At 67.5% G+C, this 22,807-nt stretch carries 19 protein-coding genes; 10 read left to right on the top strand and 9 right to left on the bottom strand.

Going from position 1 to position 22,807, the window contains the following annotated elements:
- Nucleotides 1-42: 42 nt before the first annotated feature.
- On the bottom strand, nt 43-870 hold the full coding sequence (locus tag BpN12_RS25760) for an outer membrane protein assembly factor BamD (protein ID WP_246798008.1): 828 nt from the start codon (nt 868-870) through the stop codon (nt 43-45).
- A gap of 51 nt (nt 871-921) precedes the next feature.
- Here BpN12_RS25760 and BpN12_RS25755 point away from each other — a divergent pair, with 51 nt between their 5' ends.
- The 6 genes from BpN12_RS25755 (at nt 922) to phaR (ending at nt 8,260) form a co-directional block, all read left to right on the top strand.
- The gene (locus BpN12_RS25755) at nt 922-2,136 is read left to right on the top strand and encodes an RluA family pseudouridine synthase (RefSeq protein ID WP_246795071.1); all 1,215 of its coding nucleotides are present in this window, start codon (nt 922-924) and stop codon (nt 2,134-2,136) included.
- The gene (gene pgeF / locus BpN12_RS25750) at nt 2,137-3,036 is read left to right on the top strand and encodes a peptidoglycan editing factor PgeF (RefSeq protein ID WP_246795070.1); all 900 of its coding nucleotides are present in this window, start codon (nt 2,137-2,139) and stop codon (nt 3,034-3,036) included. It begins immediately after the preceding gene.
- 460 nt (nt 3,037-3,496) lie between these two features.
- On the top strand, nt 3,497-5,410 hold the full coding sequence (phaC, locus tag BpN12_RS25745) for a class I poly(R)-hydroxyalkanoic acid synthase (RefSeq protein WP_246795069.1): 1,914 nt from the start codon (nt 3,497-3,499) through the stop codon (nt 5,408-5,410).
- A 111-nt stretch (nt 5,411-5,521) separates the two neighbouring features.
- Nucleotides 5,522-6,703 carry an acetyl-CoA C-acetyltransferase gene (locus tag BpN12_RS25740; protein ID WP_246795068.1) on the top strand — a complete coding sequence of 394 codons (1,182 nt, stop codon included), beginning with the start codon at nt 5,522-5,524 and terminating at the stop codon, nt 6,701-6,703.
- Nucleotides 6,704-6,803: 100 nt separating this feature from the next.
- Nucleotides 6,804-7,544: a 3-ketoacyl-ACP reductase gene (locus BpN12_RS25735; protein WP_246795067.1), complete on the top strand. Its 741-nt coding sequence runs from the start codon at nt 6,804-6,806 to the stop codon at nt 7,542-7,544.
- Nucleotides 7,545-7,687: 143 nt separating this feature from the next.
- Nucleotides 7,688-8,260 carry a polyhydroxyalkanoate synthesis repressor PhaR gene (gene phaR / locus BpN12_RS25730; RefSeq protein WP_042625161.1) on the top strand — a complete coding sequence of 191 codons (573 nt, stop codon included), beginning with the start codon at nt 7,688-7,690 and terminating at the stop codon, nt 8,258-8,260.
- Nucleotides 8,261-8,429: 169 nt separating this feature from the next.
- On the opposite strand, the gene BpN12_RS25725 is transcribed toward phaR, so the two are convergent.
- The 5 genes from BpN12_RS25725 to BpN12_RS25705 form a co-directional block, all read right to left on the bottom strand.
- A complete protein-coding gene (locus BpN12_RS25725; protein WP_246795066.1) occupies nt 8,430-9,512 on the bottom strand; it encodes a response regulator transcription factor in 1,083 nt (360 codons plus the stop codon).
- 408 nt (nt 9,513-9,920) lie between these two features.
- On the bottom strand, nt 9,921-11,393 hold the full coding sequence (locus BpN12_RS25720; protein ID WP_246795065.1) for a hypothetical protein: 1,473 nt from the start codon (nt 11,391-11,393) through the stop codon (nt 9,921-9,923).
- Between the two features lie 224 nt (nt 11,394-11,617).
- On the bottom strand, nt 11,618-12,688 hold the full coding sequence (locus BpN12_RS25715; RefSeq protein WP_246795064.1) for an SDR family oxidoreductase: 1,071 nt from the start codon (nt 12,686-12,688) through the stop codon (nt 11,618-11,620).
- A gap of 171 nt (nt 12,689-12,859) precedes the next feature.
- Entirely contained in the window at nt 12,860-13,282 is a 423-nt protein-coding gene (locus BpN12_RS25710; RefSeq protein ID WP_246795063.1) for a YegP family protein, read from the bottom strand.
- A gap of 155 nt (nt 13,283-13,437) precedes the next feature.
- The gene (locus tag BpN12_RS25705) at nt 13,438-15,282 is read right to left on the bottom strand and encodes a hypothetical protein (protein WP_246795062.1); all 1,845 of its coding nucleotides are present in this window, start codon (nt 15,280-15,282) and stop codon (nt 13,438-13,440) included.
- Between the two features lie 612 nt (nt 15,283-15,894).
- On the opposite strand from BpN12_RS25705, the gene BpN12_RS25700 reads away from it, so the two are divergent.
- From BpN12_RS25700 to BpN12_RS25685, 4 genes are all read left to right on the top strand, one after another.
- Entirely contained in the window at nt 15,895-16,224 is a 330-nt protein-coding gene (locus BpN12_RS25700) for a DUF190 domain-containing protein (RefSeq protein WP_246795061.1), read from the top strand.
- Between the two features lie 771 nt (nt 16,225-16,995).
- Nucleotides 16,996-17,454, top strand: a complete 459-nt coding sequence (locus BpN12_RS25695) for a hypothetical protein (RefSeq protein WP_246795060.1) — start codon at nt 16,996-16,998, stop codon at nt 17,452-17,454.
- 271 nt (nt 17,455-17,725) lie between these two features.
- A complete protein-coding gene (locus BpN12_RS25690) occupies nt 17,726-17,935 on the top strand; it encodes a hypothetical protein (protein ID WP_246795059.1) in 210 nt (69 codons plus the stop codon).
- A 361-nt stretch (nt 17,936-18,296) separates the two neighbouring features.
- The gene (locus tag BpN12_RS25685; RefSeq protein ID WP_246795058.1) at nt 18,297-19,043 is read left to right on the top strand and encodes an SDR family NAD(P)-dependent oxidoreductase; all 747 of its coding nucleotides are present in this window, start codon (nt 18,297-18,299) and stop codon (nt 19,041-19,043) included.
- A 149-nt stretch (nt 19,044-19,192) separates the two neighbouring features.
- Here the strand turns inward: BpN12_RS25685 and BpN12_RS25680 are convergent, their stop codons facing one another.
- From BpN12_RS25680 to BpN12_RS25670, 3 genes are all read right to left on the bottom strand, one after another.
- Nucleotides 19,193-20,368, bottom strand: a complete 1,176-nt coding sequence (locus BpN12_RS25680) for a hypothetical protein (protein WP_246795057.1) — start codon at nt 20,366-20,368, stop codon at nt 19,193-19,195.
- Nucleotides 20,369-20,923: 555 nt separating this feature from the next.
- Complete coding sequence (locus tag BpN12_RS25675) at nt 20,924-21,601, bottom strand: peroxiredoxin-like family protein (protein WP_246795056.1); 678 nt, start codon at nt 21,599-21,601, stop codon at nt 20,924-20,926.
- 28 nt (nt 21,602-21,629) lie between these two features.
- A complete protein-coding gene (locus tag BpN12_RS25670) occupies nt 21,630-22,730 on the bottom strand; it encodes an alkene reductase (protein ID WP_246795055.1) in 1,101 nt (366 codons plus the stop codon).
- Nucleotides 22,731-22,807 lie beyond the last annotated feature (77 nt).

The following is a 22,807-nucleotide window of genomic DNA, read 5'->3' as shown; positions in this document are numbered from 1 at the left end:
TTTTTCATGCGCCCGATGTATCGGGCAAGGCGCGTGGCGACCTCAGAATTGCCACCAGGCCCGCTTCTGCGCACCCGGACGGGCATGGCCCGTGATGTACGGGCTGTCCGGGAACGTGCCGGCCAGCACGCGCTTGGTGTCGTCGGCGAGCTGCGGCTCGTTCAGGCGCGTGTACGACAGCATCATGATGTGCAGCGCGTCCTCGATCGCCGGCGCGTTCTTGTACTGCGTGATCGCGAGCTGCGCGCGGTTGATGGCGGCCACGTAGGCGCCGCGGCGGTAGTAGTAGTCGGCCGCGTGGACCTCGTGCGAGGCGAGCGCGTTGACGATGTAGCGCATCCGCGCAGCCGCGTCCGGCGCGTACTTGCTCTTCGGATAACGCTCCACCACGATCTTGAACGCGTCATACGATTCGCGCAGCGCCTGCGGATCGCGCTCGCTCATGTCCTGGCCGGAGAAGCGACCGAACAGGCCGAGATCGTCGTTGAAGTGGATCATCCCCTTCAGGTAGTACGCATAGGCGATGTCGGGGTGGTCCGGATGCAGCTGGATGAAGCGGTCGACGGCCTGATCGGCCGCCGTCAGTTCGTTGTCCTTCCAGTTGCAATACGCGACGTTGATCTGCGCCTGCTGGGCAAAATGGCCGAACGGGTCGCGGCCTTGCAGCGCTTCGAAATACTTCGCGCACTTGCCCCAATCGCGGCCGGTCAGGGCATCCTGAGCCTCTGAGTATAATTTGTTGTTCGACCAGGTCGCCGTTTCATCGGTTTTCTGCGGCAAGCCGTGGCAACCGGCGATCAGTGCGGCGGCTGCAGCCAGCGTAGCCCACGCGGCTAGCGGTTTTGCCACACGTTTGGTCGAATTCATCATGGTGAATAGGGCTCGCATGTCCTAGCTTTCAGTCTCGGTGACCCAGTCTAAATGACCCGTTCAAGTTCATCCCGTGCCCGGTCGGGCACGGCAAATAGCGCAGATTATAGCCCAAGCTCCACCCCGTCCGACGCTTCGGGGACCGATTCGCTCGACGACGACCTGTCCGGCGACGCGCTTGCCGCGCCGGTCTCCGGTGCCGCCGCCGACGAAGCGCCGCGCGTCGTCGCCGTGCCGCCCGCGCTGGCCGGCGAGCGGCTCGACAAGGCGCTCGCGCAACTGTTTCCAGAATTCTCGCGCAGCCGGCTGCAAAGCTGGATCGAGGCGCAGCGCGTGCGCGTGGACGGCGAACCCGCCAAGGTTCGCCAGCCCGTGCCGCTCGGCGCGACGATCGAGCTGGTGCCCGACCTGCTGCCCGAGCAGCTCGCGTTCACGCCCGAGCCGGTGCCGCTGTCGATCGTCTACGAGGACGACGCGCTGGTCGTGATCGACAAGCCGGCCGGCCTCGTCGTGCATCCGGCCGCCGGCAACTGGAGCGGCACGCTGCTCAACGGCCTGCTGCATCGCTACGGCGAGGCGGCCGCCGGCCTGCCGCGCGCCGGCATCGTGCATCGGCTCGACAAGGAAACCTCGGGGCTGATGGTGGTGGCGCGCACGCTCGCCGCGCAGACCGACCTGGTGCGGCAGCTGCAGGCACGCACCGTGAAGCGCCGCTACTTCGCGCTGGTGTGGGGGCGCATGCCGGCCGACGGCACGATCGACGCGCCGATCGGCCGCGATCCGCGCGAGCGCACGCGCATGGCCGTCGTGACGGGCGCCTCCGGCAAGCCGGCGCGCACGCACTTCCGTACCGTCGATTCGGTGCTGTGGCAGAACCAGCCCGTCTCGGCGATCCAGTGCGATCTCGAGACCGGCCGCACGCATCAGATCCGCGTGCATTGCGCGCACATCGGCCATCCGCTGCTCGGCGACCCGGTCTACGGCCGGGCGCGCGGCAAGCGCTCGGTGGCCGCGCTGCCGGGCGAGTTCTCGCGCCAGGCGCTGCACGCGTGGCGGCTCGGACTCGTGCATCCGGTCACGGGCCGCACCATGCAGTGGCGTTGCGCGGTGCCCGACGACATCGCCGCGCTCGCGGCCGCGCTCGGCTTCGGCGCCGAGGAGGCCGGCTTCGATGACGACGATGATGACGACGATGACGACTACGACGGCGAGATCTTCTACGATGAGATGCCGCACGACGAGCAAGACGATCACGACGAGGACTGAATGGCGAGCCCCCTGCTGCCCGAGCTGAGCTGGAACGATTGCCTGCGGCCCGACTGGCGCGTGGCGCCGCGCGTGCGCGCGCTGGTGTCGACGCGCAACGGCGGCGTGAGCGTCGCGCCCTATGGCCGCTGGTCGGCGGCCGGCGGCGATGCGCCGGGCGGCCTGAACCTCGGCCGTCACACCGGTGACGAGCCGGCCGCCGTCGAGGCCAACCGCGCGCGCCTGCTCGCGTTGACGGGCCAGCCGCGCGCGGCCTGGCTCGAACAGGTCCACGGCACCGCGGTCGTGCGCGCCGACGCGGTGCTGGCCCGGGCGGCCGAATTGACCGCCGACCCGACCGCCGACCCGACCGCCGATGCGGCTACCGACGCGGCCGCGGCCGTGGTGCGCGCCGACGCGAGCGTGACCGACGTGCCCGGCGCGGTCTGCGTGGTGATGGTGGCCGACTGCATGCCGGTGCTGTTCTGCGATCCGGACGGCCGTGCGGTCGGGGCCGCGCATGCGGGCTGGCGCGGGCTCGTGGCCGGCATCGTCGAGGACACGGCGCGGCAGGTGGCGGCGCTGGCCGGCGTCGAGGCAAGCCGGCTGCGGGTGTACCTGGGGCCGGCGATCGGGCCGACCGCGTTCGAGGTCGGCGCCGACGTGGCGGCCGCGTTCGCCGAGGCCGCCATGCCCGCCGAGCGCGAGGCGAGCGCGCGTGCGTTCGTCGCCATCGACGGCTCGCCCGGCAAATACCACGCCGATCTCTACGCGCTCGCGCGGCTGCGCGCGGCGCGGCTCGGCATCACGGAGGTGGCGGGCGGCGGCGCCTGCACGGTCACCGAGCGCGAACGGTATTACTCGTATCGCCGCGATCGCGTGACGGGCCGGATGGCCGCGATGATCTGGCTCGACGCGTGAGGTGAAACGCGCGACGCGCCGGCGCCGTTTCGGATCGCTGGATGTCGGTGCGGTTCGTTGCAGGGCATGACCCGAATCGAGGCACGCCGGGGGCGAATCGTGCACGGCGAGGCGGGTATTTCTTGCCTGTCCAAGCAGAAATGCGAGGGTATATTTGCTGCGGCGCGTGACATCATTCCTGCCACGGAACCCGACGGGTCCGAACGCGCTCCAATTGGTTCGAGCGTCGTGTCCTGCCAAGGGAGACGGCGCAAGTAGCGACCGATTGCCGCATGGTCGTGGACGCGAGCGTTTTCGCCTGCCGCTTCACATGGGGAAAACGATAATGATAAAACTACTGCACTGCGGCAGAATCTGGAAGCAGCCCTCTAGCGCGTGATGCGAAGCGTGTCGCGCGGTCTCGACGGATGTTGACGCAGGATGTCCAGATGCTCCGCCAGGAATCACCGGTAACGCAGGTATGACAGCACCGAAAAATTCGTCGACTTCCTCACAAACGGACTTCACCCCGGGGCGCCAGGCGGCCGATGCGTCCCAGCCGATGCAGCAGATGGTCGGCGCGTGGCTCGATGCCTGGAGCCGCTTCGCCGAGCCGCTGCGCGCGGCCGCGCAGCAGGCGCAGCCCGGTCCGGACGCGTCCGCGGCGTTTCCCTTTCCCTTCACGATGCCGGCGCTGCCCGAGTGGCCGGCCGCGGCCGGCGCGGGCATGCCGTTCGCGGGCCTGTTCGGCCAGGGCGGCGCGGCGCCGCTCGCCGGCATGGCGCTGCCGGTCGCGTCGGTGCCGCCGGCCCGGCTCCAGCAACTGCAGGCCGACTACGCGCGCGAGAGCGCGGAGCTGTTCCGGCAGGCCACCTCGGCGCAGCTCGTCGCCCCCGAACTGAAGGACCGCCGGTTCAGCGCCGATGCCTGGAAGGCCTCGCCCGCGCATGCGTTCACGGCGGCCTGGTACCTGCTCAACGCGCGCTATCTGCATGCGCTCGCCGACGCGGTCGAGACCGACCCGAAAACGCGCGAACGGATTCGTTTCGCGGTGCAGCAATGGACCGCCGCGACCGCGCCGAGCAACTTCCTCGCGCTCAATCCGGAAGCGCAGAAGAACCTGCTCGAGACGCAGGGCGAGAGCCTGCGGCAGGGCATCAGCAACCTGTTCGCCGACCTGCAGCGCGGCAAGATCTCGCAAACCGACGAATCGCAGTTCGTGGTCGGCAGGAATCTCGCGAACACCGAGGGCGCGGTGGTGTTCGAGAACGCGCTGATCCAGCTGATCCAGTACCAGCCCGTCACGCCGAGCGTCTACGAGCGGCCGCTGCTGATCGTGCCGCCCTGCATCAACAAGTTCTACATCCTCGACCTGCAGCCCGAGAGTTCGCTCGTCGCGCACGCGCTCGCGAGCGGCCACCAGGTGTACCTGGTGTCGTGGCGCAACGCGGACGCGTCGATCGCCGGCGCGACCTGGGACGACTACATGAACGACGGCGTGCTGGCCGCGCTCGACGTCGTGCAGCAGATCAGCGCGCGCGAGCAGGTCAACGCGCTCGGCTTCTGCGTCGGCGGCACCATGCTCGCCACCGCGCTCGCGGTGCTGGCCGCGCGCGGCCAGCACCCGGTCGCCTCGATGACGCTGCTCACGGCGATGCTCGACTTCAGCGACACCGGCGTGCTCGACGTGTTCGTCGACGAGGCGCACGTGCAGATGCGCGAGCAGACCATCGGCGGCAGGAACGGCGGCACGCCCGGGCTCATGCACGGCGTCGAGTTCGCGAACACGTTCTCGTTCCTGCGGCCGAACGATCTGTTCTGGAACTACGTGGTCGACAACTACCTGAAGGGCCGCACGCCGGCGCCGTTCGACCTGCTGTACTGGAACAGCGATTCGACCAACCTGCCCGGGCCGATGTATGCGTGGTACCTGCGCCATACCTATCTCGAGAACCAGCTGCGCGAGCCCGATGCGCTGACGGTCTGCGGCGAGCCGGTGGACCTCACGCGGATCGACGTGCCGACCTTCATCTACGGCTCGCGCGACGATCACATCGTGCCGTGGCAGACCGCCTACGCGTCCACCTCGCTGCTGACCGGGCCGCTGCGCTTCGTGCTCGGCGCCTCGGGCCACATCGCCGGGGTGATCAACCCGCCCGCCAAGAACAAGCGTAGCTACTGGACGTTCGACGCGCCCGACGCGAAGGAACTGCCCGAGCACGCGCAGGACTGGCTCGAGGCGGCCACCGAGCATCCGGGCAGCTGGTGGCCCGAATGGATCGACTGGCTCGACCAGTACGGCGGCCGCAAGACGAAGCCGCGCGCCACGCTCGGTTCGGCGCAGTTTCCGGTGATCGAGCCGGCGCCGGGCCGCTACGTGCTGGAACGCAATTGAAGCGGCGCGAAGAACATTGACGGATTGCGGCAGGCGGCGCACGCTCGCCGACTGCCCTCGGGATTTTTTCAACTTGAGCGGGTCGCGCTTGCCGGCCTGGAGGACAAGGACATGACTGACGTAGTGATCGTATCGGCCGCGCGTACCGCGGTCGGCAAGTTCGGTGGTTCGCTGGCGAAGATCGCGGCGCCGGAACTCGGCGCGACCGTGATCCGCGCCGTGCTCGAGCGCGGCGGCGTGGCGCCGGACCAGATCAGCGAAGTGATCCTCGGGCAGGTGCTCGCGGCCGGCTCGGGCCAGAACCCGGCGCGCCAGTCGGTGATCAAGGCGGGGCTGCCGACGGCCGTGCCCGGCATGACCATCAACAAGGTCTGCGGCTCGGGCCTGAAGGCCGTGATGCTGGCCGCCAACGCGATCATCGCCGGCGACGCCGAGATCGTGATCGCGGGCGGCCAGGAAAACATGAGCGCGGCGCCGCACGTGCTGCCGGGTTCGCGCGACGGCTTCCGGATGGGCGACGCGAAGCTGGTCGACACGATGATCGTGGACGGCCTGTGGGACGTCTACAACCAGTACCACATGGGCATCACGGCCGAGAACGTCGCCAAGGAATACGGCATCACGCGCGAGGCGCAGGACGCGTTCGCCGCGCAGTCGCAGAACAAGGCCGAGGCCGCGCAGAAGTCGGGCCGTTTCGACGACGAGATCGTGCCGATCGAGATCCCGCAGCGCAAGGGCGAGCCGCTGCGCTTCGCCGCCGACGAGTTCGTGCGCCACGGCGTGACGGCCGAGTCGCTGGCGGGCCTGAAGCCGGCCTTCACGAAGGAGGGCACGGTGACGGCCGCCAACGCGTCGGGCCTCAACGACGGCGCGGCCGCGGTGCTGGTGATGTCGGCGAAGAAGGCCGAGGCGCTCGGCCTCACGCCGCTCGCGCGCATCAAGGCCTACGCGAACGCCGGTGTCGATCCGAAGGTGATGGGCATGGGCCCGGTGCCGGCCTCGCGCCGCTGTCTGGAGCGCGCGGGCTGGTCGGTCGGCGATCTCGACCTGATGGAGATCAACGAGGCATTCGCGGCGCAGGCGCTGGCCGTGCATCAGCAGATGGGCTGGGACACCTCGAAGGTGAACGTCAACGGCGGCGCGATCGCGATCGGCCATCCGATCGGCGCGTCCGGCTGCCGGATCCTCGTCACGCTGCTGCACGAGATGCAGAAGCGCGATGCGAAGCGTGGCCTCGCGTCGCTCTGCATCGGCGGCGGGATGGGTGTCGCGCTGGCGGTCGAGCGCCCCTGATACGCCGCGCGGCGCGGTGGGAGCGCGCCGTGCAACGAGGCGAAAAGAGACGAACGAAGCGCCGTCCGGCGCTTCGACAACGATAAATGGAGTGTTCTGTATGACTCAGCGAATTGCTTACGTGACGGGCGGCATGGGCGGCATCGGCACGAGCATCTGCCAGCGCCTGCACAAGGCGGGCTTCAAGGTGGTGGCCGGCTGCGGGCCGAATTCGCCGCGCCGCGTGAAGTGGCTCGAGGATCAGAAGGCGCTGGGTTTCGATTTCTATGCCTCCGAGGGCAACGTCGGCGACTGGGAGTCGACCAAGCAGGCATTCGACAAGGTCAAGGCCGAGGTCGGCGAGATCGAGGTGCTCGTCAACAACGCCGGCATCACGCGCGACGTGGTGTTCCGCAAGATGACGCTGGAAGACTGGCAGGCCGTGATCGACACGAACCTGACGAGCCTGTTCAACGTCACCAAGCAGGTGATCGACGGCATGGTCGAGCGCGGCTGGGGCCGTATCATCAACATCTCGTCGGTGAACGGCCAGAAGGGGCAGTTCGGCCAGACCAACTATTCGACCGCGAAGGCCGGCCTGCACGGCTTCACGATGTCGCTGGCGCAGGAAGTGGCCACCAAGGGCGTGACCGTCAACACCATCTCGCCGGGCTACATCGGCACCGACATGGTCAAGGCGATCCGCCCCGACGTGCTCGAGAAGATCGTCGCGACGATCCCGGTGCGCCGCCTCGGCTCGCCGGACGAGATCGCCTCGATCGTGTCGTGGCTCGCGTCGGAAGAATCGGGCTTCGCGACGGGCGCCGACTTCTCGCTGAACGGCGGCCTGCACATGGGCTGAGGGGCCGGGCCCGCGCGCGCGGCCGGCCGTGTGGGGCCGCCGCGCGAACGGGCCCGACGATTCCGAATGCGCTCCGCCCGGCCGCGCGCCGTCGCGCCGGCGAGCGCCGTCACCGCGCCGTAGCGGCGCTCACAAGGTGTTATATGACTACTACAAAGAAGACTGCCGAACGACTCATCAAGAAATATCCGAATCGCCGGCTGTACGACACCGAAACGAGCACGTACATCACGCTCACCGACGTCAAGCAGCTCGTGCTCGAGCAGGAGGATTTCAAGGTCGTCGACGCCAAGAGCAGCGAGGACCTCACGCGCAGCATCCTGCTGCAGATCATTCTCGAGGAGGAGAGCGGCGGCGTGCCGATGTTCTCGTCGTCGATGCTCTCGCAGATCATCCGCTTCTACGGCCATGCGATGCAGGGCATGATGGGCACCTACCTGGAGAAGAACATCCAGGCGTTCATCGACATCCAGAACAAGCTCACCGATCAGTCGAAGAATCTCTACGACACCAACACCGCGATGAACCCCGAGGTCTGGTCGCAGTTCATGAACATGCAGGCGCCGATGATGCAGGGCATGATGACGAGCTACATCGAGCAGTCGAAGAACATGTTCGTGCAGATGCAGGAGCAGATGCAGAGCCAGGCGAAATCGATGTTCAGCACGTTCCCGTTCAAGCAGCCGACGCCGTCCGACGATCCGGACAAGAAGTAAGGCGCGACGGCGGTGAACGGCATGACGCGGCCGCTCCGGACGGGGCGGCCGCGTCGTCGTTTCGGAGCCGGGCTGGCGGGCGCCGCCTGGTCAGTGACGCCGGCGAATGGGTGCGCGCGGTTCAATTCCGGACCCGAAACCCGGCCCGCACCCGGGCCCGGATTCACGCTCAGGCGAGATCCTCGCTGTAGTCGGCGAGCGCTTCGATCTCGTGATGGCGGCGGGGGCCGCCCTGGCGCTTCAGCGCGCGCAGCTCGAGCGTGGCTTCGCAGAACGCGTCGCGCAGCCGGCGGATCTGCTCCTCGAAATCCTGTCGTTCCTTCAGCAGGTTCGCGACGTAGCGATCGACGGGCCGCGTGCCGTCGTGGAGCATCGCGGTGCCCGCCTCGTCGGCCGGCGTGGCCGGCGGCGCGAGCGTGCCGCGGGCGGCGGGCGCGCCGGGCGTGTCGAAGCGCGGCGTCGCGGCGATCAGTTCGATCGGCGTCGCGTTCGTTTCGACCACCGGCGGCACGAACGCGGGTTCGATGTCGGCGATGTCGGCGATGTGGGCGGCGGTGGCCGGCGTCTCGGCCGGCCGGTCGATCAGGCAGCGATAGCCGTAGCCGTAGAGCGACAGGATTTCGCAGCCGTGCGAGCCGTCGAGCCGCAGCTTCTTGCGAATCCGGCTGACGTGGGTGGCCACCGTGCGCGTATCGATATCGCTCTGCAATTTCCAGATCCGGCCGAGCAGCGTTTCATGCGAAATCAGCTGATCGGGATGCCGGAAAAAATACGCGGCCAGTTCGAATTCCTTGCGGGTCAGATTGACGGGCTGGCCGTTCAAAATGATTTTCGTGCTTTTGGTATCGATCGAATAATCGCCTATCTCGATGACGTCGCCGGGCTCCGGCGCATGCCGCAGCGTGACCGTATTGATGCGCGACTGGATTTCGGCTTCACGGATCGGCCTGACCAGATAATCGTCGGCGCCGGCTTTCAGCGCGTCGGCGGCCAGGTGCCAGGCATCGCGCGCCGTCATTGCGATGACCGGCACATGCCATTCGAAATGATGGCGCGCCCAGGCGATCAGGTCGATGCCGGACAGATCGGGCAGGGCGACGTCGACCATCAGTAGATCGAAACCGTTGCGCCGTAGCGCACTGAAAAAGGCATTGCCGGTCTTGAAGAATTCTGGCTGATGTCCGCCGCTCATCAACCACAGTTCGAGCTGCTTCGTTTGATTCGCCGGACCGCCGAGAATGGCGATTTTCATCGGGTCTCGCCTCGTGGTGGATGCTGACTCGGTGACAGAGGATTGCTGTTTCACGCAGTATCCCGTCTCGGTAAATCGGCTCCCATCGTAATTTGTAACAAAAATATACATCGTGTTTCATCCATCGCGCTCTGAAAGAATTCGCAAAAAACTCCGGGATAACGCCAATCCCGATGCGCCGGGCCCAATCATGCGCGGGGCTCGCGCGAGGCGGCCGCAGGCAGGTACGCGGGTTGCGGTGACGGCGCGGGAGCGCGGCGCGCGCGAAAATGGATTGGTGCCTTTGTAACGAATCGTTGCAGTCTCGCGGCGCTGACTCCGGAGGCGTGCGGCGCTGGCGAGACAGGCGGGCGGGTAGTGGCGGATCGAGACGCGATGCGTCAGCCGTCGAGCATCAGTTGCCCGGCATCAGTCGTCCATCGTGGCGCGGCCGTCATTCAGATGCACGCGCGCCTCGTTGTCGCGAACCAGTTCGCCGAGCAGGCTCGAACGCGCCTGCGGCGTGGCCTGACGGATCCGCTCGGCGGTGGCCTGGACGTTGTCGAGCGCGACCCAGCCGACGATCGCCGAATCGACGATGTGAGTCGCGTTGACTTCGGCGCCGGTCGGATCGTCGTGGCCGTCGCGGTCCTGCCCGGCCGGCAGGTGACCGGCTTCGACGAGGGTGCGGGTGAGGTCGTAGGCCTGGTCGGACGCGTCGAGGTTGCGCGTGTCGATCACGCAGACGTAGGCGCGATCGGCGCCGGCCGACGCAGCGGCCAATGCGGCCACGCGCGCCAGCGCGCCCGACGCGACCTTCGAGGTCGAGATGCCGGCGTCGCCCGTCGCGCCTTTCGGGTCCGCGAGGCCCTGCGCTTCGAGCAGGTTCGCGTCGACGTCGAGCGGCTTGCCGCTGAAGAGGCCACCCGCCGCGCGGATGTCACGCGGCGGGTCGGTGGTGCCGAGATAGACGAGGCCATGATAGCCGTACAGCATCTCGTGGTTCGGCGACACGGTGGAATGGCCGAGTTCGACGGAGACGCCGGCGCGGCCCGTTTCCATGATGAAGTGCTTCAGATCGTCGGCGCTGCGGATCTCGCCGGGTTCGCGCAGCGCGTCGCCGCCGGCCGCGTCGGCGCCGATGCGCGAGCCGGGCGGCGCGGTCGGGCGTGCTGCCGTCTCGCCGAGCCGGTGCGCGGCCGAGTTGGGCAGCAGCGCATCGACGCCGGCCGGCATGTGGACCGTGCCCGAGGCGCCGAGCAGGTCCTTCGAGAACGCGTTGAATTCGAATTCGGACGGCTGCCATTCCGAGCCGCGATCCTCGTCGTCGTCGGAGGGAATGTCATTCGGATCGTGGCGCCGCCGCCGCGTGCGCAGCGGCATTCGCATGGTGACGGCGGCGAGCGGCGCGAGCAGGCGCGCGTTCGGCGAGCCGTGCGCATGGCGGCCCTCCGCGTGGACGGATTCGCCGTCGCTGTCGGCCTGCGCCGGATCGCCGGTGCCGGACGCATCGGCGAGACGGGACGTGGCGCCGGGCCTGGCCTGCGTCGCGGCGAGCCTGCCGGCGCTCGAGGGGAGTGTCTGGAGGGCGGCCTGCGCTGACGCCTGAGCCGTTGCCTGAGTCGTTGCCTGAGCCGCGGATTGCACGGCTGGCCCGGAACCGCCCACCCGGTCGGGCAGGGCGCCGGCGGTCGCGCTGCCGCGATGCTTCGCGGTCAGCGACGCGTGGCCGCCGTGCCGCGTCAGATGCGCCAGCGCCGTGAGCGGGCCACCGGCATGCCGGATCGAGGTCGGCGCCACCGCGGCGTTGCGCGGATGCTCCGTCGCGGAAGGCGTCGTGCCGGTCGACTCACGCGTGACCGTCGACGGCGGGGGCGTCGGCAGGCGGTTCACGGGCGGCATCCGGACTCCTTCTGAAAGCGTCGGGTCTCTCGAGCGCGCCGGCATGCGAGGGCCGGCGGCGGTTCCGGCTAGAGTGAATCACGCCCGACGCCATGTCATGTCGATGACAGGAAGCGATGTCGCGTCATGCGAAGCGCGGCGCGGCGAGGAACCGGCCCCTCAGGGTAGATCGGGACGGCGGGCGCATGGGCGGCGGCGCCATGCCTCGCCTCGTGATGCGCGGCTCAGGCCGGAATGACCCGCTCCGCCTTCAGGCGATCGAACAGCGCGTAGAACGCGTCGACGGTGCTCTGGTAATCGAGGAAGCCGGCCTTGCGGCTCTTGCTCATGTCGGTCAGCACTTCCATCGGGCGCCCGAGATCGGCGTCGGTATGCCACCACGAGACCAGCCGCTCGACGTCGGGCTCGACCAGCCCCGCGCGCGCGGCGATCTCGCGCCATTGCGCGCCGGCCTGCTGCATCCGGCCTTCCAGCGGGCGCGTCTGGCCGTCGAACGGCGCGGCCTCGATGCCGAAATAGTCGGCGATGCGCTGCCACATCCACTTCCAGCGGAACACGTCGCCGTTGACGACGTTGAACGCCTCGTCGCGCGCGGCCGGCGCGGTCGCCGCCCATTCGAGATGCCGGGCCAGCAGGCGCGCGTCGGTCATGTCGGTCAGGCTCTCCCACTGCGCGGGCGAGCCGGGGAACACGAACGGCGCGCCGCTCGCCTTGCAGAGCGTCGCGTAGACGGCGAGCGTCACGCCCATGTTCATCGCATTGCCGAGCGCGAAGCCGATGATCGTGTGCGGACGATGCACGCTCCAGCCGAAGCCGTGGCGCCGCGCCGCCTCGAACAGGCGATCCTCCTGCTCGTAGTAGAAGTTGTCGACCGGCTGGCGGCCCTGCTCCTCGCGAAACGGCGTGAGCGGCACGGCGCCCTGCGCGTAGGCCTCGAACGGCCCGAGATAGTGCTTCAGGCCGGTGACGAGCGCCGCGTGCTCGAGCTTGCCGCCCGGGCCGAGCGCATTGAGCACGTTGCGCACCATCGCGCCGTTGACGCGGATGTTCTCGGCTTCGGTCGGCTGGCGCGCCCAGGCGGTGAAGAACACGTGGCTGAACGCGCGCTCGCGCAGGGCGCCGGCCACGGCGTCGGGCGCGGTCAGGTCGGCCGTCAGCGCCTCGACGCGCGCCGGCACGGGCGTGCGGCCGCGCGACAGGCCGGTGACCTGCCAGTCGCCGAGCCCGACGAGATGGTCCGCGAGATTGCGGCCGACGATGCCGGTCGCGCCGATGATCAATGCTCGTTTGGTCATGGAATCGAATGCCTGGAAAAGGGAGCGGGAGGCGCTGCGCCGGGCGCGGCGCGGCGCACGACGCAGTGCGCCGATTGTAGCAACGGCTCCCTGCGCATGCCGGCCGGGCAGGCGTGGGCGCGGGACGGGCCGGTGACGACGCGATCGCAGCGAGGAGGCCGCGCCGCGCGATCAGGCCGGGTCGGGAAGATTGCAGATCGCGCGCAGCGCCTCGACGGCCTCCCGCACACAGTCGACGCAGCCGGCGGCGGCATCGCTCGCGGCGGCCCAGGTCCAGTTGCAGCCGTCGTGGTCCGGCGCCTGCGGCCGGACCGGAGCAATTTCGACGCCCACGCAGTCGGGGCAGCCGTCCGCGGCGAGGCGGATCAGGTCGTCGAGCGTCGCCTTCGGCAGCACCTTGCGGCCGTGCCGGTCCGAGGGGCTCGTGTCGAACAGGTGCAGGTTGAGCTCGGCTTCCTCGCGAGTCGGAAAGCCGACCGGCGAATAGGTGGCGCGGGTGCCGCGCGGGCCGCCCGCGGCGCCTTCGGCGGCCTGCAGTTCCCAATACCAGCGGCCGTTCTCTTCCTCGAATATCTCGTATCGCGGTGTGTCCATGGCGTGCCTCGATTCGGTGTCGAGGCATCCTAGCATGGGCGACGGCGCCGCCGCAGGGGCGCGGCCGGGCGCCGGACGATCGCGACGCGGCGATCGTCGCGGCCCGGCGCGCCCCCGTGCCGGGCGTTACGTCGTTCGTGCCCGGCACGCCGCCATCACGGATAGCTGACGAGATTCACCGGAATCGTCGACGTGCCGGCCGCCTGCGCGCCCGTGTTGTTGACGATATGGGTGATCGTGCCCACGCCGCCGAGCGACACGGTGAGCGTGTCGTGCAGCGTCACGCCGGCCGTCTGCGGCACCTCGAAGCCGTGCAGCGCGTTGACCGACGGGTTGACGTTGAAGAAGCAGTAGCTGCCCATGCCCCAGGTCTGATGGCTCGTCACGCCGTCGGCCACCTTGTAGGCCGCGTAGCCGTTGCCGGCCGGGCTGAGCCACGATGCCTGGTTCGGCACGTCGTACGGCAGTTCGTTCTGGAAGAAGATCGTCTTGCCGTTCTGGCCGTTCCACAGCACGTTGTACTTCTGGTAGTGCTCGACGAACAGGCCGGTGGCGAGCACGTTCGCGCCGTTGACGACGAGGCCGGTGTCGGCCGTGTTGACGGTCCAGCCGGTGGGCGCCGAGCCGTGGTCGGCGCGCCATGCCCAGATGTGGTCGATCAGCGTGTCGTTGGCGTTCACCACCAGGCTGTCGGTGGCCTTGCCGGCCTGCGCGCCGCCGATGCGGAAGTACACGTCCTGCACGCTGACCGGGTCGCTCGCGTGGCTGGCCGACGAGCCGGCCGTGCCCACCGTCAGCAGCGCGCCGCTGTTGACCGTGCCGGCGTCGAACAGCAGGCCGGCGATCTTCACGCCGTTCACGTCGGATACCGTCATCGCGTTGGTGCCGTTGTCGGGCGTCAGCGTCGGGAAGCCGATGCCGAGCACGACCGTATCGGCGCGTGTGATCGCGATGGCCTGGCTCAGGTGGTAGGTGCCGGGCGTGAAGAACAGGTTCAGGCCTTGCTGCAGCGCGGCGTTCAGCGTGGCCGCCGTGTCGGTGGGCTGCGCGACGTAGAACTGGCTCATCGGGATCGAGGTGCCCGGCGTCGAGCCCGAACCCCAGGTGATCGCGCTCGAGCTGGTGCGCAGCGACGGCACGAACACGTTGTAGTTGCCCGCGCTGTCGATGTAGAGATACGGCTTCTCGCGCGAGATCGGCGTGGTGGCGAGCGTGGTGTAGGGCGGCGCGGCGTTCCAGGTGGCCGGGAACGATTGCGCCGGCGCGCCGCTCACGCCCGAGAACACCATGTTCCAGACGCCGTTGGTCCAGCCGCCGATGGTGCTGTCGCGCGTGTACCACTGCTGCTGCGAGCCCGACGACACGGTGCCGTCGATCTTGCTGTCGGCGATGAAGCCGCCGCTCGAATAGCCCTGGCCGTCGCCCTGGTTCGACGGGCCGAGCGTCAGGTTGCCCCGGATATGGACGCGGCGCATCGGCGCGGCCTGCGAGACCGCCCAGCGATCGGTGCCGCCGTTCGGCGTGACCGCGAGGTTTTCCACCGAGCGCCAGAAGTTCTGCGTGGCGTTCGACTGATCGCCGTAGTTCCAGCCGCTGTCCACGTTGATGCTGCCGGTGATGCCGGTGTCGTCCGGATTGCGCCCGAGGCCGGCGATCGACGTGTAGAAGCCGACGTTCGCGTTGATGTTGCTGTAGCTGCCCGGCTTGAACAGGAACGCGTAGCGCTGCGAGCCGAATTGCGCGGTGGGGCTGAGCAGCTGCGAATTGAAGGCGTTGTCGAGCTGCGACTGGATCGACGCGCTCGACATGCCCGGATCGAACACCACCACGTTCGGGCCGAAGTTCGGCGTGTTCGAGGTGGCGAACCGGCTGGCGGCGGTGGTTTGCTTGAAGACGCCGGCGGCGGCCGAGCCGCCGTCACCGTCGCCGCATGCGCTCAGCGCGGCCGCCAGCGAGGCGAGCGCGATGGCGGAGAGCGTCGGGCGGCGATTGCGAAACATTGACATATGAACTCCTGGGTGTTTGAAAACGCGGATATTCCAGCGCTTTTTTTCACGTCAGTATTCCGGGCTTTCAGCGAGCCCGGACCGGGTGCGAGTCATAGCAAGGAAGGCGGTGAATCTCGTATTTTTATTGTGTGATCAGCGGCGCATTGGGCCGGCTTTGCCGCGCACCGGGATTCGCCGGATTCGTTTCGACCCGGCCGGCGCGCGGTGTGGGCAGCGTAGCATGTCTCTTTAAAAGATATGAGGATTATTTTTTATTGGGATTTTGATGAATCAATAATCCATTCTGATATGTCGGTAATGGCCGGGATTGTTCCGGTCGGCGTGAATGCCTGTCGAAAGAATCAATGTTGCTGGCAGCGCTATCCGCCCGAATGCTGATTGGTCCGCGATCCGGTGTCCGGCCGGCCGATGACATGCTGGGCACGCATGCTAGACTCGCCCGCAGGAGATGGCATCGCTGCCCGACCCCGCCCGCCGGCCACGCCCGGCTCCGTCGGTCCGGCTTGCCGAGCGAGCGATCCCTGTTCCGTCCTTCACGCGAGGCGACGTGCATGCCGCCCGGTTCCGCGAGGTGACGGCGTTCGGCCCAGCCTGGAGATACGCATGAACGGAAGCCAGCTCACCCTGTATGCCGCGAACCAGAGCCATCGGGTCAAGCATTTGACCGTCGTCGAATGGCTGCTCGAGGAGGCCGCCGGCGCCGGTATCGTCGGGGCCACGGTTGCCGACATTTCGGAAGCGGTCGATTCCCGTGGGAGACTGCATGCCGCGCGTTTCTTCGAACTCGTGGACCAGCCCGTGGCCGTGACGCTGATCGCCGACGACGCGAAGATCGATGCGCTGCTGGCCCGGCTGAAGGGCGAGGGCGTGCATCTGTTCTTCACGCGGATGCCGATCGAATACGGTTCGCTGGGTGCCGACGGCGGCGCGTGACGAAAGCGGATTGATTCGCCGTCGGCCCGCGTGAAAAGGACGGCGCCGATTCAACCCGGATTAATATGAGCCGGGTCGGAATATCGGCGAGCGAGGTCGCTCGGGTGATTATCGATATGCCTCGTCGAAATACCCCCGTCGAAATACCCCGGCCATGGGTATTGCATCGTGATGTCGGTTTCATGCGGCCACTTTTGAAAAGCTACGCGGCCGCGTCGTTGTGCTCGCCAATCGACTTTACTGGAGTTGTGATCGCGCGTTCACGGGGAAAGTAAAAACCACATACGGGCTGATGGCAATTCGCCTTCATTGTTTCGTTTGAAACGATGGCGGCGCAAACCCTCTGGCGCGGTCAACCCTGGTCGGCGGAACCGGATGAATCCGGCACCGATAATCGGTCGTTTGATGACCTGCCGGACTTCGTGAATTCCCTGGGTATCCGATGTTTTAGTCAGGAGTGCGAAGCCGGGGCGCCCGGCGCCGCCGGCCTGGCTCCGCATCGCCCGGCAGTCCGATGAGTATCGCACCGGCATGGCCCACGCCCGGCACGCATGGCTTCCCGGCACTGACAACGAACGACGAGCGACCACGACATGACCACCTGTGCCGAACAGGAACTCGACGCGCATTATCGCAAAGCTTCGGCTACGTCGCCGGCTATCTTCCCCGGACCGCAATGCGCTGATCGCATGGCAGCTCGACCTGCAGGCGCGCGCGGCGGCGCGCGTCGCCGAACGCGGAGCGGCGGGCCGCCATCCGTCCGGGCAGGCGATGGCCGACCTGATCAACGCCGCCAGCATCGTCCGGATGTACGTGATCGAGGCGATCGAGCAGAGCGCCGCGTTCAAGAAGAGCGTGCTCGACATCGACGACATGCTGGCGCAGCTGGACCTGATCTGCACCACCACGCCCGAATACAACGCCGATCCGGATGCCGGCGTCGAGTTGCAGGTCTACGGCGCGGCCGTCAACAACCGCGCGCTGGTGTCGATCGAGGCCGACGATGCCCGGCTCGGTTCGGTGTGCGTGATGCCGATCGGGATCACCGGAATCCCGTTGCTGACCCTGGTGGTGAAGGATGGCCAGCGCGTGAAGAAAGGCGAGCAACTCGGCACTTCGACTACGGCGGCTCGACGCCGTACGTCGTGTTCGAGAAGACGGTGCCGCTCGATTTCGGCACGCTGGCGGTGGGGAACACGATCAAGGTCAATGCGAAGCTGGCGACCGTGAAATGGCCGGATAGCGGCGCAGCGAGGGTTGCCCGGAGGTATCCGGGCATCGCGTAGCGGGGCGCCCGGCGGCGTCGCTCCGGTGGCGGCGCCCGCCGGCATCCGGTTTCGGCCCGGACGGATGGCAAGGGAGGCGTCGTCCGGACCCCCACGGACACGTCGCCGTGGAGCCGCGCCGCACGCGGCGGGAGCGCTTGAAGTATCATGCGCGCTTCATGGCGCGAAGCATGACCTCGCGCCGACACGCCCTCGCTGTATCGTCCGGAGGGGTCATGAACCACTTCTTTGTCGCCCGCCGCAGTGCCATCGCGATGGTGATCGCGGAACTCAACACCCTGACCGCCGATGATGCGGCACTGTCGTCCGGGGAGCAGGCCCGGGTCTCCGAATGCCAGCGTCTGCTCATCGCGCTTCGCGCCGGTCGCGTCGACTCGTTTGTCCTGCCTGCCGAAACGCCCATCCAAGTGACCGTCCTCGATTGACGTCGCGTCCGCTGCATCGACGCGGCGGGCATCGTTGCCATTTTCGCCAGCGGGCTGTCGAGCCGGATTCGGCCGATGGTCGAAGCGGCTTTCCAATTTAATCAGGATTCCGATGGAAAAGCGGCGCGCCGCGTTTCATGGCGCGACGAAACCCGGGCGCAGGGCAATCGCGGCCGGGTGCGCCGCGCAGCCCGGGTACGCCGGTGCGCCGGTTCCGCGGCCGCCCGCAGCCATTATTCGGCAAATCCCGCTTCTTTATTCGTGGCGAGCCGCTTTTTCGTTTGCGTCGACCTTCCTATAGTGACCGTGTCGGTTACGGACATCGAGACCCGGCGGGTCTCCCATCGAACTAGAGGAATCCATGAGCAAACTCGAAGGAAAGGTCGCGCTCGTCACGGGCGCATCGAAGGGCATCGGCGCGGCGATCGCCAAGGCACTGGCGGCACAGGGCGCGGCCGTGGTGGTCACGTATTCGAGCAGCAAGCAGGGCGCGGAAAGCGTGGTGGCCGAGATCGAAGGCGCCGGTGGCCGGGCGGCGGCGGTCGGCGGCAACGTGGCCGACGCCGATCAGGCGGCCAGCCTCGTGAAGACCGCGCTCGACCGCTTCGGCGGCTTGGACATCGTCGTCAACAACTCCGGCGTGTATGCGTTCTCGCCGATCGAGGCGATCACCACGGAAGAATTCCACCGCCAGTTCGACACCAACGTGCTCGGTCTGCTGCTGGTCACCCAGGCCGCCGTACCGCATCTGAAGGAAGGCGCCAGCATCATCAACATCAGTTCGGCGGTCACGCGCATCACGCCGCCGATGAGCGCGATCTACACGGGCACCAAGGGCGCGGTGGATGCGATCACGAACGTGCTGGCACTGGAGCTGGCGCCGCGCAAGATCCGCGTGAACGCGATCAACCCCGGCTACGTGACGACCGAAGGCACCGTGACGGCCGGCATCACCGGTTCGGACATGGAGAAGGAGTTCGTTTCCAAGACGCCGCTGGGCCGGGCCGGCCGGCCGGAAGACATTGCCGACATCGCGGTGTTCCTCGCCTCCGATGATGCGCGGTGGCTGTCGGGCGAACATCTGCTGGGTGCGGGCGGCGTGCGCTGACAAGCCGGGCCGGTGCCCGCACGTCGGCGGTCGTACCTGACCGGAGCACCGGGCGGCGATGAACGCCGCCCGGCGAACGCGGGCAGGGCGACCGACGATCGCCGTGAAGGGGGAGACGGAAACGCTCCCGCTTCCGGCGCGACGCGCCCTTATTTCGCCGCGCGATAGGCGAACGTTCCGCAGGTCTGGTTGCGGGCGAAGCTGTAACGTTGGAGCGGCATGCGTCCGGTGTTGAAGAACGCGTTCTCGGCCGGCGAGCTGCCCTTCACGTTGGTGCAGTAGGTGGCCTCGGGCGTCCCCGGCTGCTGCGGCGTGCTGGTATTGAACTGATAGTCGAGCGTCGGCGTCTGGCCCGGCGAGGTGAGCGTGATCAGCGTATTGGCCGGGAACGGCTTGCCGTCGAAGCCGGCCTTCTTCTTGCCCGTGGTGCTGGTGCCCGACCGCAGCGGGCAGAACGGCGCGCCCGCCTGATCCCCGCGATAGACCCACAGGTTCATGGTGGGCATGCCGGTGTCCAGCAGCATGGTGCCGCAAAGCATCCCGGACTCGGGCTTGCCCGGTTCCTGTACGCGCAGGCAGCCTTCGGGCGAGATGCCGCCCTTGTGGTCCGGAACCATCGATGCCCAGCTGGTGAATGCCTTCGTCGTTTCGGCGTTGAGGCCGACGACGATGTGACCGTCCGGCTCGAAGATCCAGCCCTGCGTTTCCACGCCGGGAATCTGCTGGAAGACGTTGGTGCGGGTGGCCGGCATGGTGCCGCCGGCGCTGTTGACCTGCAGCGTCGGCGTCGGCTGGAAGCCCACGCCCATCATGCCCATGTTGCTGCTGTTGCCGGGCCCGGCGGGGCTGCAGTTCGAACTCGAGCCGCAGACCTCGGTGATGGCGAGCACCTGCACGTTCTCGGCTTTGACCGATGCGCTACCGGCGCCCGACACCTGTACCGGAACCTGAACCAGGTAGCCGAAATACGAATTCCCGCTGCTGGAATACCGGTAGGGCAGCTTGCCCGAGATCACGAGGCCGGTGGTGTCGTGCTCCGGGTCGGCGGGGAAGCCGTTGATCCGCCAGGCGGGAATCGCCAGTGCGTTCGAGCCGGTGTCCACCAGCACCTTGGCCGCATCGCCGCCGTTGACCTTCACGGACAGATGGTAGCCGCCCGCCACGGTGAACGGCTTGCCCTTGGCGGCCGTCGCCTGCAGCGCGACCGACAGGCCGGTCGGCGACACGGTGCAGGACGGGGTGCGGGAAGTCTGCGAAAAGGCGGGCGTCACGAGGGCCGCGTTGCCGGACAGCAGGCCGATGACGGCGGCGCTGCGCAAAGCCATGGCTGTTTTCATGAATGTCATTGTTATCTCTGTGGGATATGGAGTGTTGGCCTCTTCGGTCATGATGGCGGATTTCGCTCGCGCTCCGTATCGCGGCACATCATGATTTGAAAATGCCGCGCAACCTGCTGGTCGAGAGGATTGACGTTCGCGAAATCGCCCCCGCGAAAAATTCGCAATTCATATGCCAATCCAGAACCGTTGATGATTCACGGAGATGCGGGGCGCGGTTGGTGAATCGTTGCTTGGTTTCGCGTAAAGCGGGCGGCGCAGCTGGGTTGAATCGCGCCCGGTGATGTCGGGGGATGTCAGTCAGTGAGGTGGCCGGCGATGTAGCGCTGGAGACGCGGCGCGAATTTGTGTCGTATTCCGGCGCGGATGGCGTCTCGAGCCAAAGGAATGGCGGCCTCCGTTCAGGAGGCCGCGATATGAGCGAATCGCCGCGTTCAACGCGGCTTGCGTCATTTCCGGATCATCATCTCGCGATGAAGCTCCAGTCGATTCACTGATGAATGTCAGCAGAAGCGCGATCGGAGCACGTCCGCTGAATCCCGGTCATGCCGCTTGGCTTCGGATCCGGTCGAGCACCGGCAGCAGTTCTTCGGGATCGGGCCGCCGCGTGTAGTCGGGATTGACTTCGGCATAGACGATCACGCCGTCCTGGCCGATCACGAAGCGCGCGGGCATCGGCAGCGTCCAGCTCGGATCGCCGTTCGCCACGGCCAGATCGTTCTTGAAGACGTTTTTATAGAGATCGGCCAGATAATCGGGCAACTGGAAGCGAATGCCGAATGCGGCGGCCACGGCATTGCCCGGGTCCGACAGGATCGGGAAGCTCAGCTTGTTGTCGCGCTGGCTGCGCCGGCTGTTCGGCGCGGTCTGCGGGGAAATGGCCACCAGCCGGGCGCCGCGATTTTCCAGTGCCGGGAGCGCGGCCTCGATCGCCTGCAGATCGAAATTGCAGTAAGGGCACCAGACGCCACGATAGAACGTCACGATCAACGGCCCCTGCGCGAGCAGGTCGGCGGACGCGTGGGGTTTGCCGTCCGCGTCGTCGAGCGTGAAGGCCGGTGCCGTGTCGCCGACCTTCAGGGCCTGTCGCGCGGCGCCCGATTCGATCAGTTCGCGGGTGGCGCGATGCATCGGCTCGTGAATATGGGCGGGCGCATGGTAGGGCGGGCCGCCGGCTTCGAAGTTGGCACGGAATGCGTCGAGTTTGTCTTGCAGTGACATGGGAGAGCCTCGGTGGGAGTCGGGGGAGTCAGGCGGCGGTTGCCGCGGCGTGGAACGGGTAATCGACGTAGCCGCGGTGATCGCCGCCGTAGAACGTCGAGCGGTCGTAGGCGTTGAGCGGAAGGTTCCGCCGGAACCGCTCGGGAAGATCGGGATTGGCCAGGAACGCCCGACCGAACGCGATCGTGTCGGCGACGCCGGCCTCGAGAATGGCTTCGGCGCTCGCGCGATCGAAACCGCCGGCCGCCATCAGCGGGCCCTGGAAGTGCCGGCGCAGCATCGCGGCGGCGACCGGCTGCGCGCCGTCCTCGAGATCCTCGGTGCCCTTGATGCGCGGCTCGATGACGTGGAGGTAGGCGAGGCCGAAACGATTCAGCGCTTGCGTTGCGTAGGAGAACGTAGCTTGTGGGTTGCTGTCGGACATGCCGCCGAACTTGCCGCTGGGCGAAATCCGCACCGCGGTCCGGTTGCCGCCCCAGACCGAGGTCATGGCTTCCACGACCTCGAGCAGGAAGCGGGCGCGCTTTTCGAGCGTGCCGCCGTAGGCGTCGGTCCGGACGTTGCTGCCGTCCTGCAGGAATTGATCCGTGAGATAGCCGTTGGCCGAGTGCAGCTCGACGCCGTCGAAACCGGCCTCCATCGCTCGCTCCGAGGCACGCCGGAATTGTGCGACCAGCTCCGGGATTTCGTGCGGCTCGAGCGCGCGTGGCAGCGCGAACGGGATCTCGCCGTTGCGGGACACGGCCACGCCTTCCGCGAGCAAGGCGGACGGGCCGACCGGCGTTTCGCCACCGATCAGGTCGGGGTGCGATTGACGTCCGCTGTGCCAGAGCTGCAGGAAGATCCTCGAACCGGCGGCATGCACCGCGTCGGTGACCTTGCGCCATCCCGCGATCTGCGCGTCCGCGTAAATGCCGGGGGCGCCGGCATAGGCGATGCCGAGCGGCGAAACCGGCGACGCCTCGGCAATCATGAAGCCGCCCCGGCTCGCGCGCTGGCGGTAGTACTCGACCATCAAGTCCCCCGGTATGTCGCCGGGCTCGGAACGCATTCTCGTCAGCGGCGCCAGGATCACGCGATGGGCGATTTCGTAAGGGCCGATCACGCTCGGGCTGAATAACTTGCTCATGGAAACTCACTCGTGTGATGGGTGAGTCAGCACGTTAATTTATTCCTATAAAATCGAGTAGATCGATTAAAGCCATA

The organism is Burkholderia perseverans, assembly GCF_022870505.1.
Lineage (GTDB): Bacteria > Pseudomonadota > Gammaproteobacteria > Burkholderiales > Burkholderiaceae > Burkholderia > Burkholderia plantarii.
The sequence above is the reverse complement of the archived record's forward strand: the minus strand, read 5'-3'. Positions and strand labels throughout refer to the sequence as shown.

Excerpts from the sequence above, each read along its gene's own strand:
- BpN12_RS25700 (WP_246795061.1), top strand. The coding sequence starts at position 15,895 with ATGAACGGAAGCCAGCTCACCCTGTATGCCGCGAACCAGAGCCATCGG.
- phaR (WP_042625161.1), top strand. The coding sequence starts at position 7,688 with ATGACTACTACAAAGAAGACTGCCGAACGACTCATCAAGAAATATCCG.
- BpN12_RS25680 (WP_246795057.1), bottom strand. The coding sequence starts at position 20,368 with ATGGCTTTGCGCAGCGCCGCCGTCATCGGCCTGCTGTCCGGCAACGCG.
- BpN12_RS25695 (WP_246795060.1), top strand. The coding sequence starts at position 16,996 with ATGGCCGACCTGATCAACGCCGCCAGCATCGTCCGGATGTACGTGATC.
- phaC (WP_246795069.1), top strand. The coding sequence starts at position 3,497 with ATGACAGCACCGAAAAATTCGTCGACTTCCTCACAAACGGACTTCACC.
- BpN12_RS25735 (WP_246795067.1), top strand. The coding sequence starts at position 6,804 with ATGACTCAGCGAATTGCTTACGTGACGGGCGGCATGGGCGGCATCGGC.
- BpN12_RS25755 (WP_246795071.1), top strand. The coding sequence starts at position 922 with ATGACCCGTTCAAGTTCATCCCGTGCCCGGTCGGGCACGGCAAATAGC.
- BpN12_RS25715 (WP_246795064.1), bottom strand. The coding sequence starts at position 12,688 with ATGACCAAACGAGCATTGATCATCGGCGCGACCGGCATCGTCGGCCGC.
- BpN12_RS25725 (WP_246795066.1), bottom strand. The coding sequence starts at position 9,512 with ATGAAAATCGCCATTCTCGGCGGTCCGGCGAATCAAACGAAGCAGCTC.
- pgeF (WP_246795070.1), top strand. The coding sequence starts at position 2,137 with ATGGCGAGCCCCCTGCTGCCCGAGCTGAGCTGGAACGATTGCCTGCGG.
- BpN12_RS25720 (WP_246795065.1), bottom strand. The coding sequence starts at position 11,393 with ATGCCGCCCGTGAACCGCCTGCCGACGCCCCCGCCGTCGACGGTCACG.
- BpN12_RS25760 (WP_246798008.1), bottom strand. The coding sequence starts at position 870 with ATGATGAATTCGACCAAACGTGTGGCAAAACCGCTAGCCGCGTGGGCT.
- BpN12_RS25685 (WP_246795058.1), top strand. The coding sequence starts at position 18,297 with ATGAGCAAACTCGAAGGAAAGGTCGCGCTCGTCACGGGCGCATCGAAG.
- BpN12_RS25705 (WP_246795062.1), bottom strand. The coding sequence starts at position 15,282 with ATGTTTCGCAATCGCCGCCCGACGCTCTCCGCCATCGCGCTCGCCTCG.
- BpN12_RS25670 (WP_246795055.1), bottom strand. The coding sequence starts at position 22,730 with ATGAGCAAGTTATTCAGCCCGAGCGTGATCGGCCCTTACGAAATCGCC.
- BpN12_RS25675 (WP_246795056.1), bottom strand. The coding sequence starts at position 21,601 with ATGTCACTGCAAGACAAACTCGACGCATTCCGTGCCAACTTCGAAGCC.
- BpN12_RS25740 (WP_246795068.1), top strand. The coding sequence starts at position 5,522 with ATGACTGACGTAGTGATCGTATCGGCCGCGCGTACCGCGGTCGGCAAG.
- BpN12_RS25690 (WP_246795059.1), top strand. The coding sequence starts at position 17,726 with ATGAACCACTTCTTTGTCGCCCGCCGCAGTGCCATCGCGATGGTGATC.
- BpN12_RS25710 (WP_246795063.1), bottom strand. The coding sequence starts at position 13,282 with ATGGACACACCGCGATACGAGATATTCGAGGAAGAGAACGGCCGCTGG.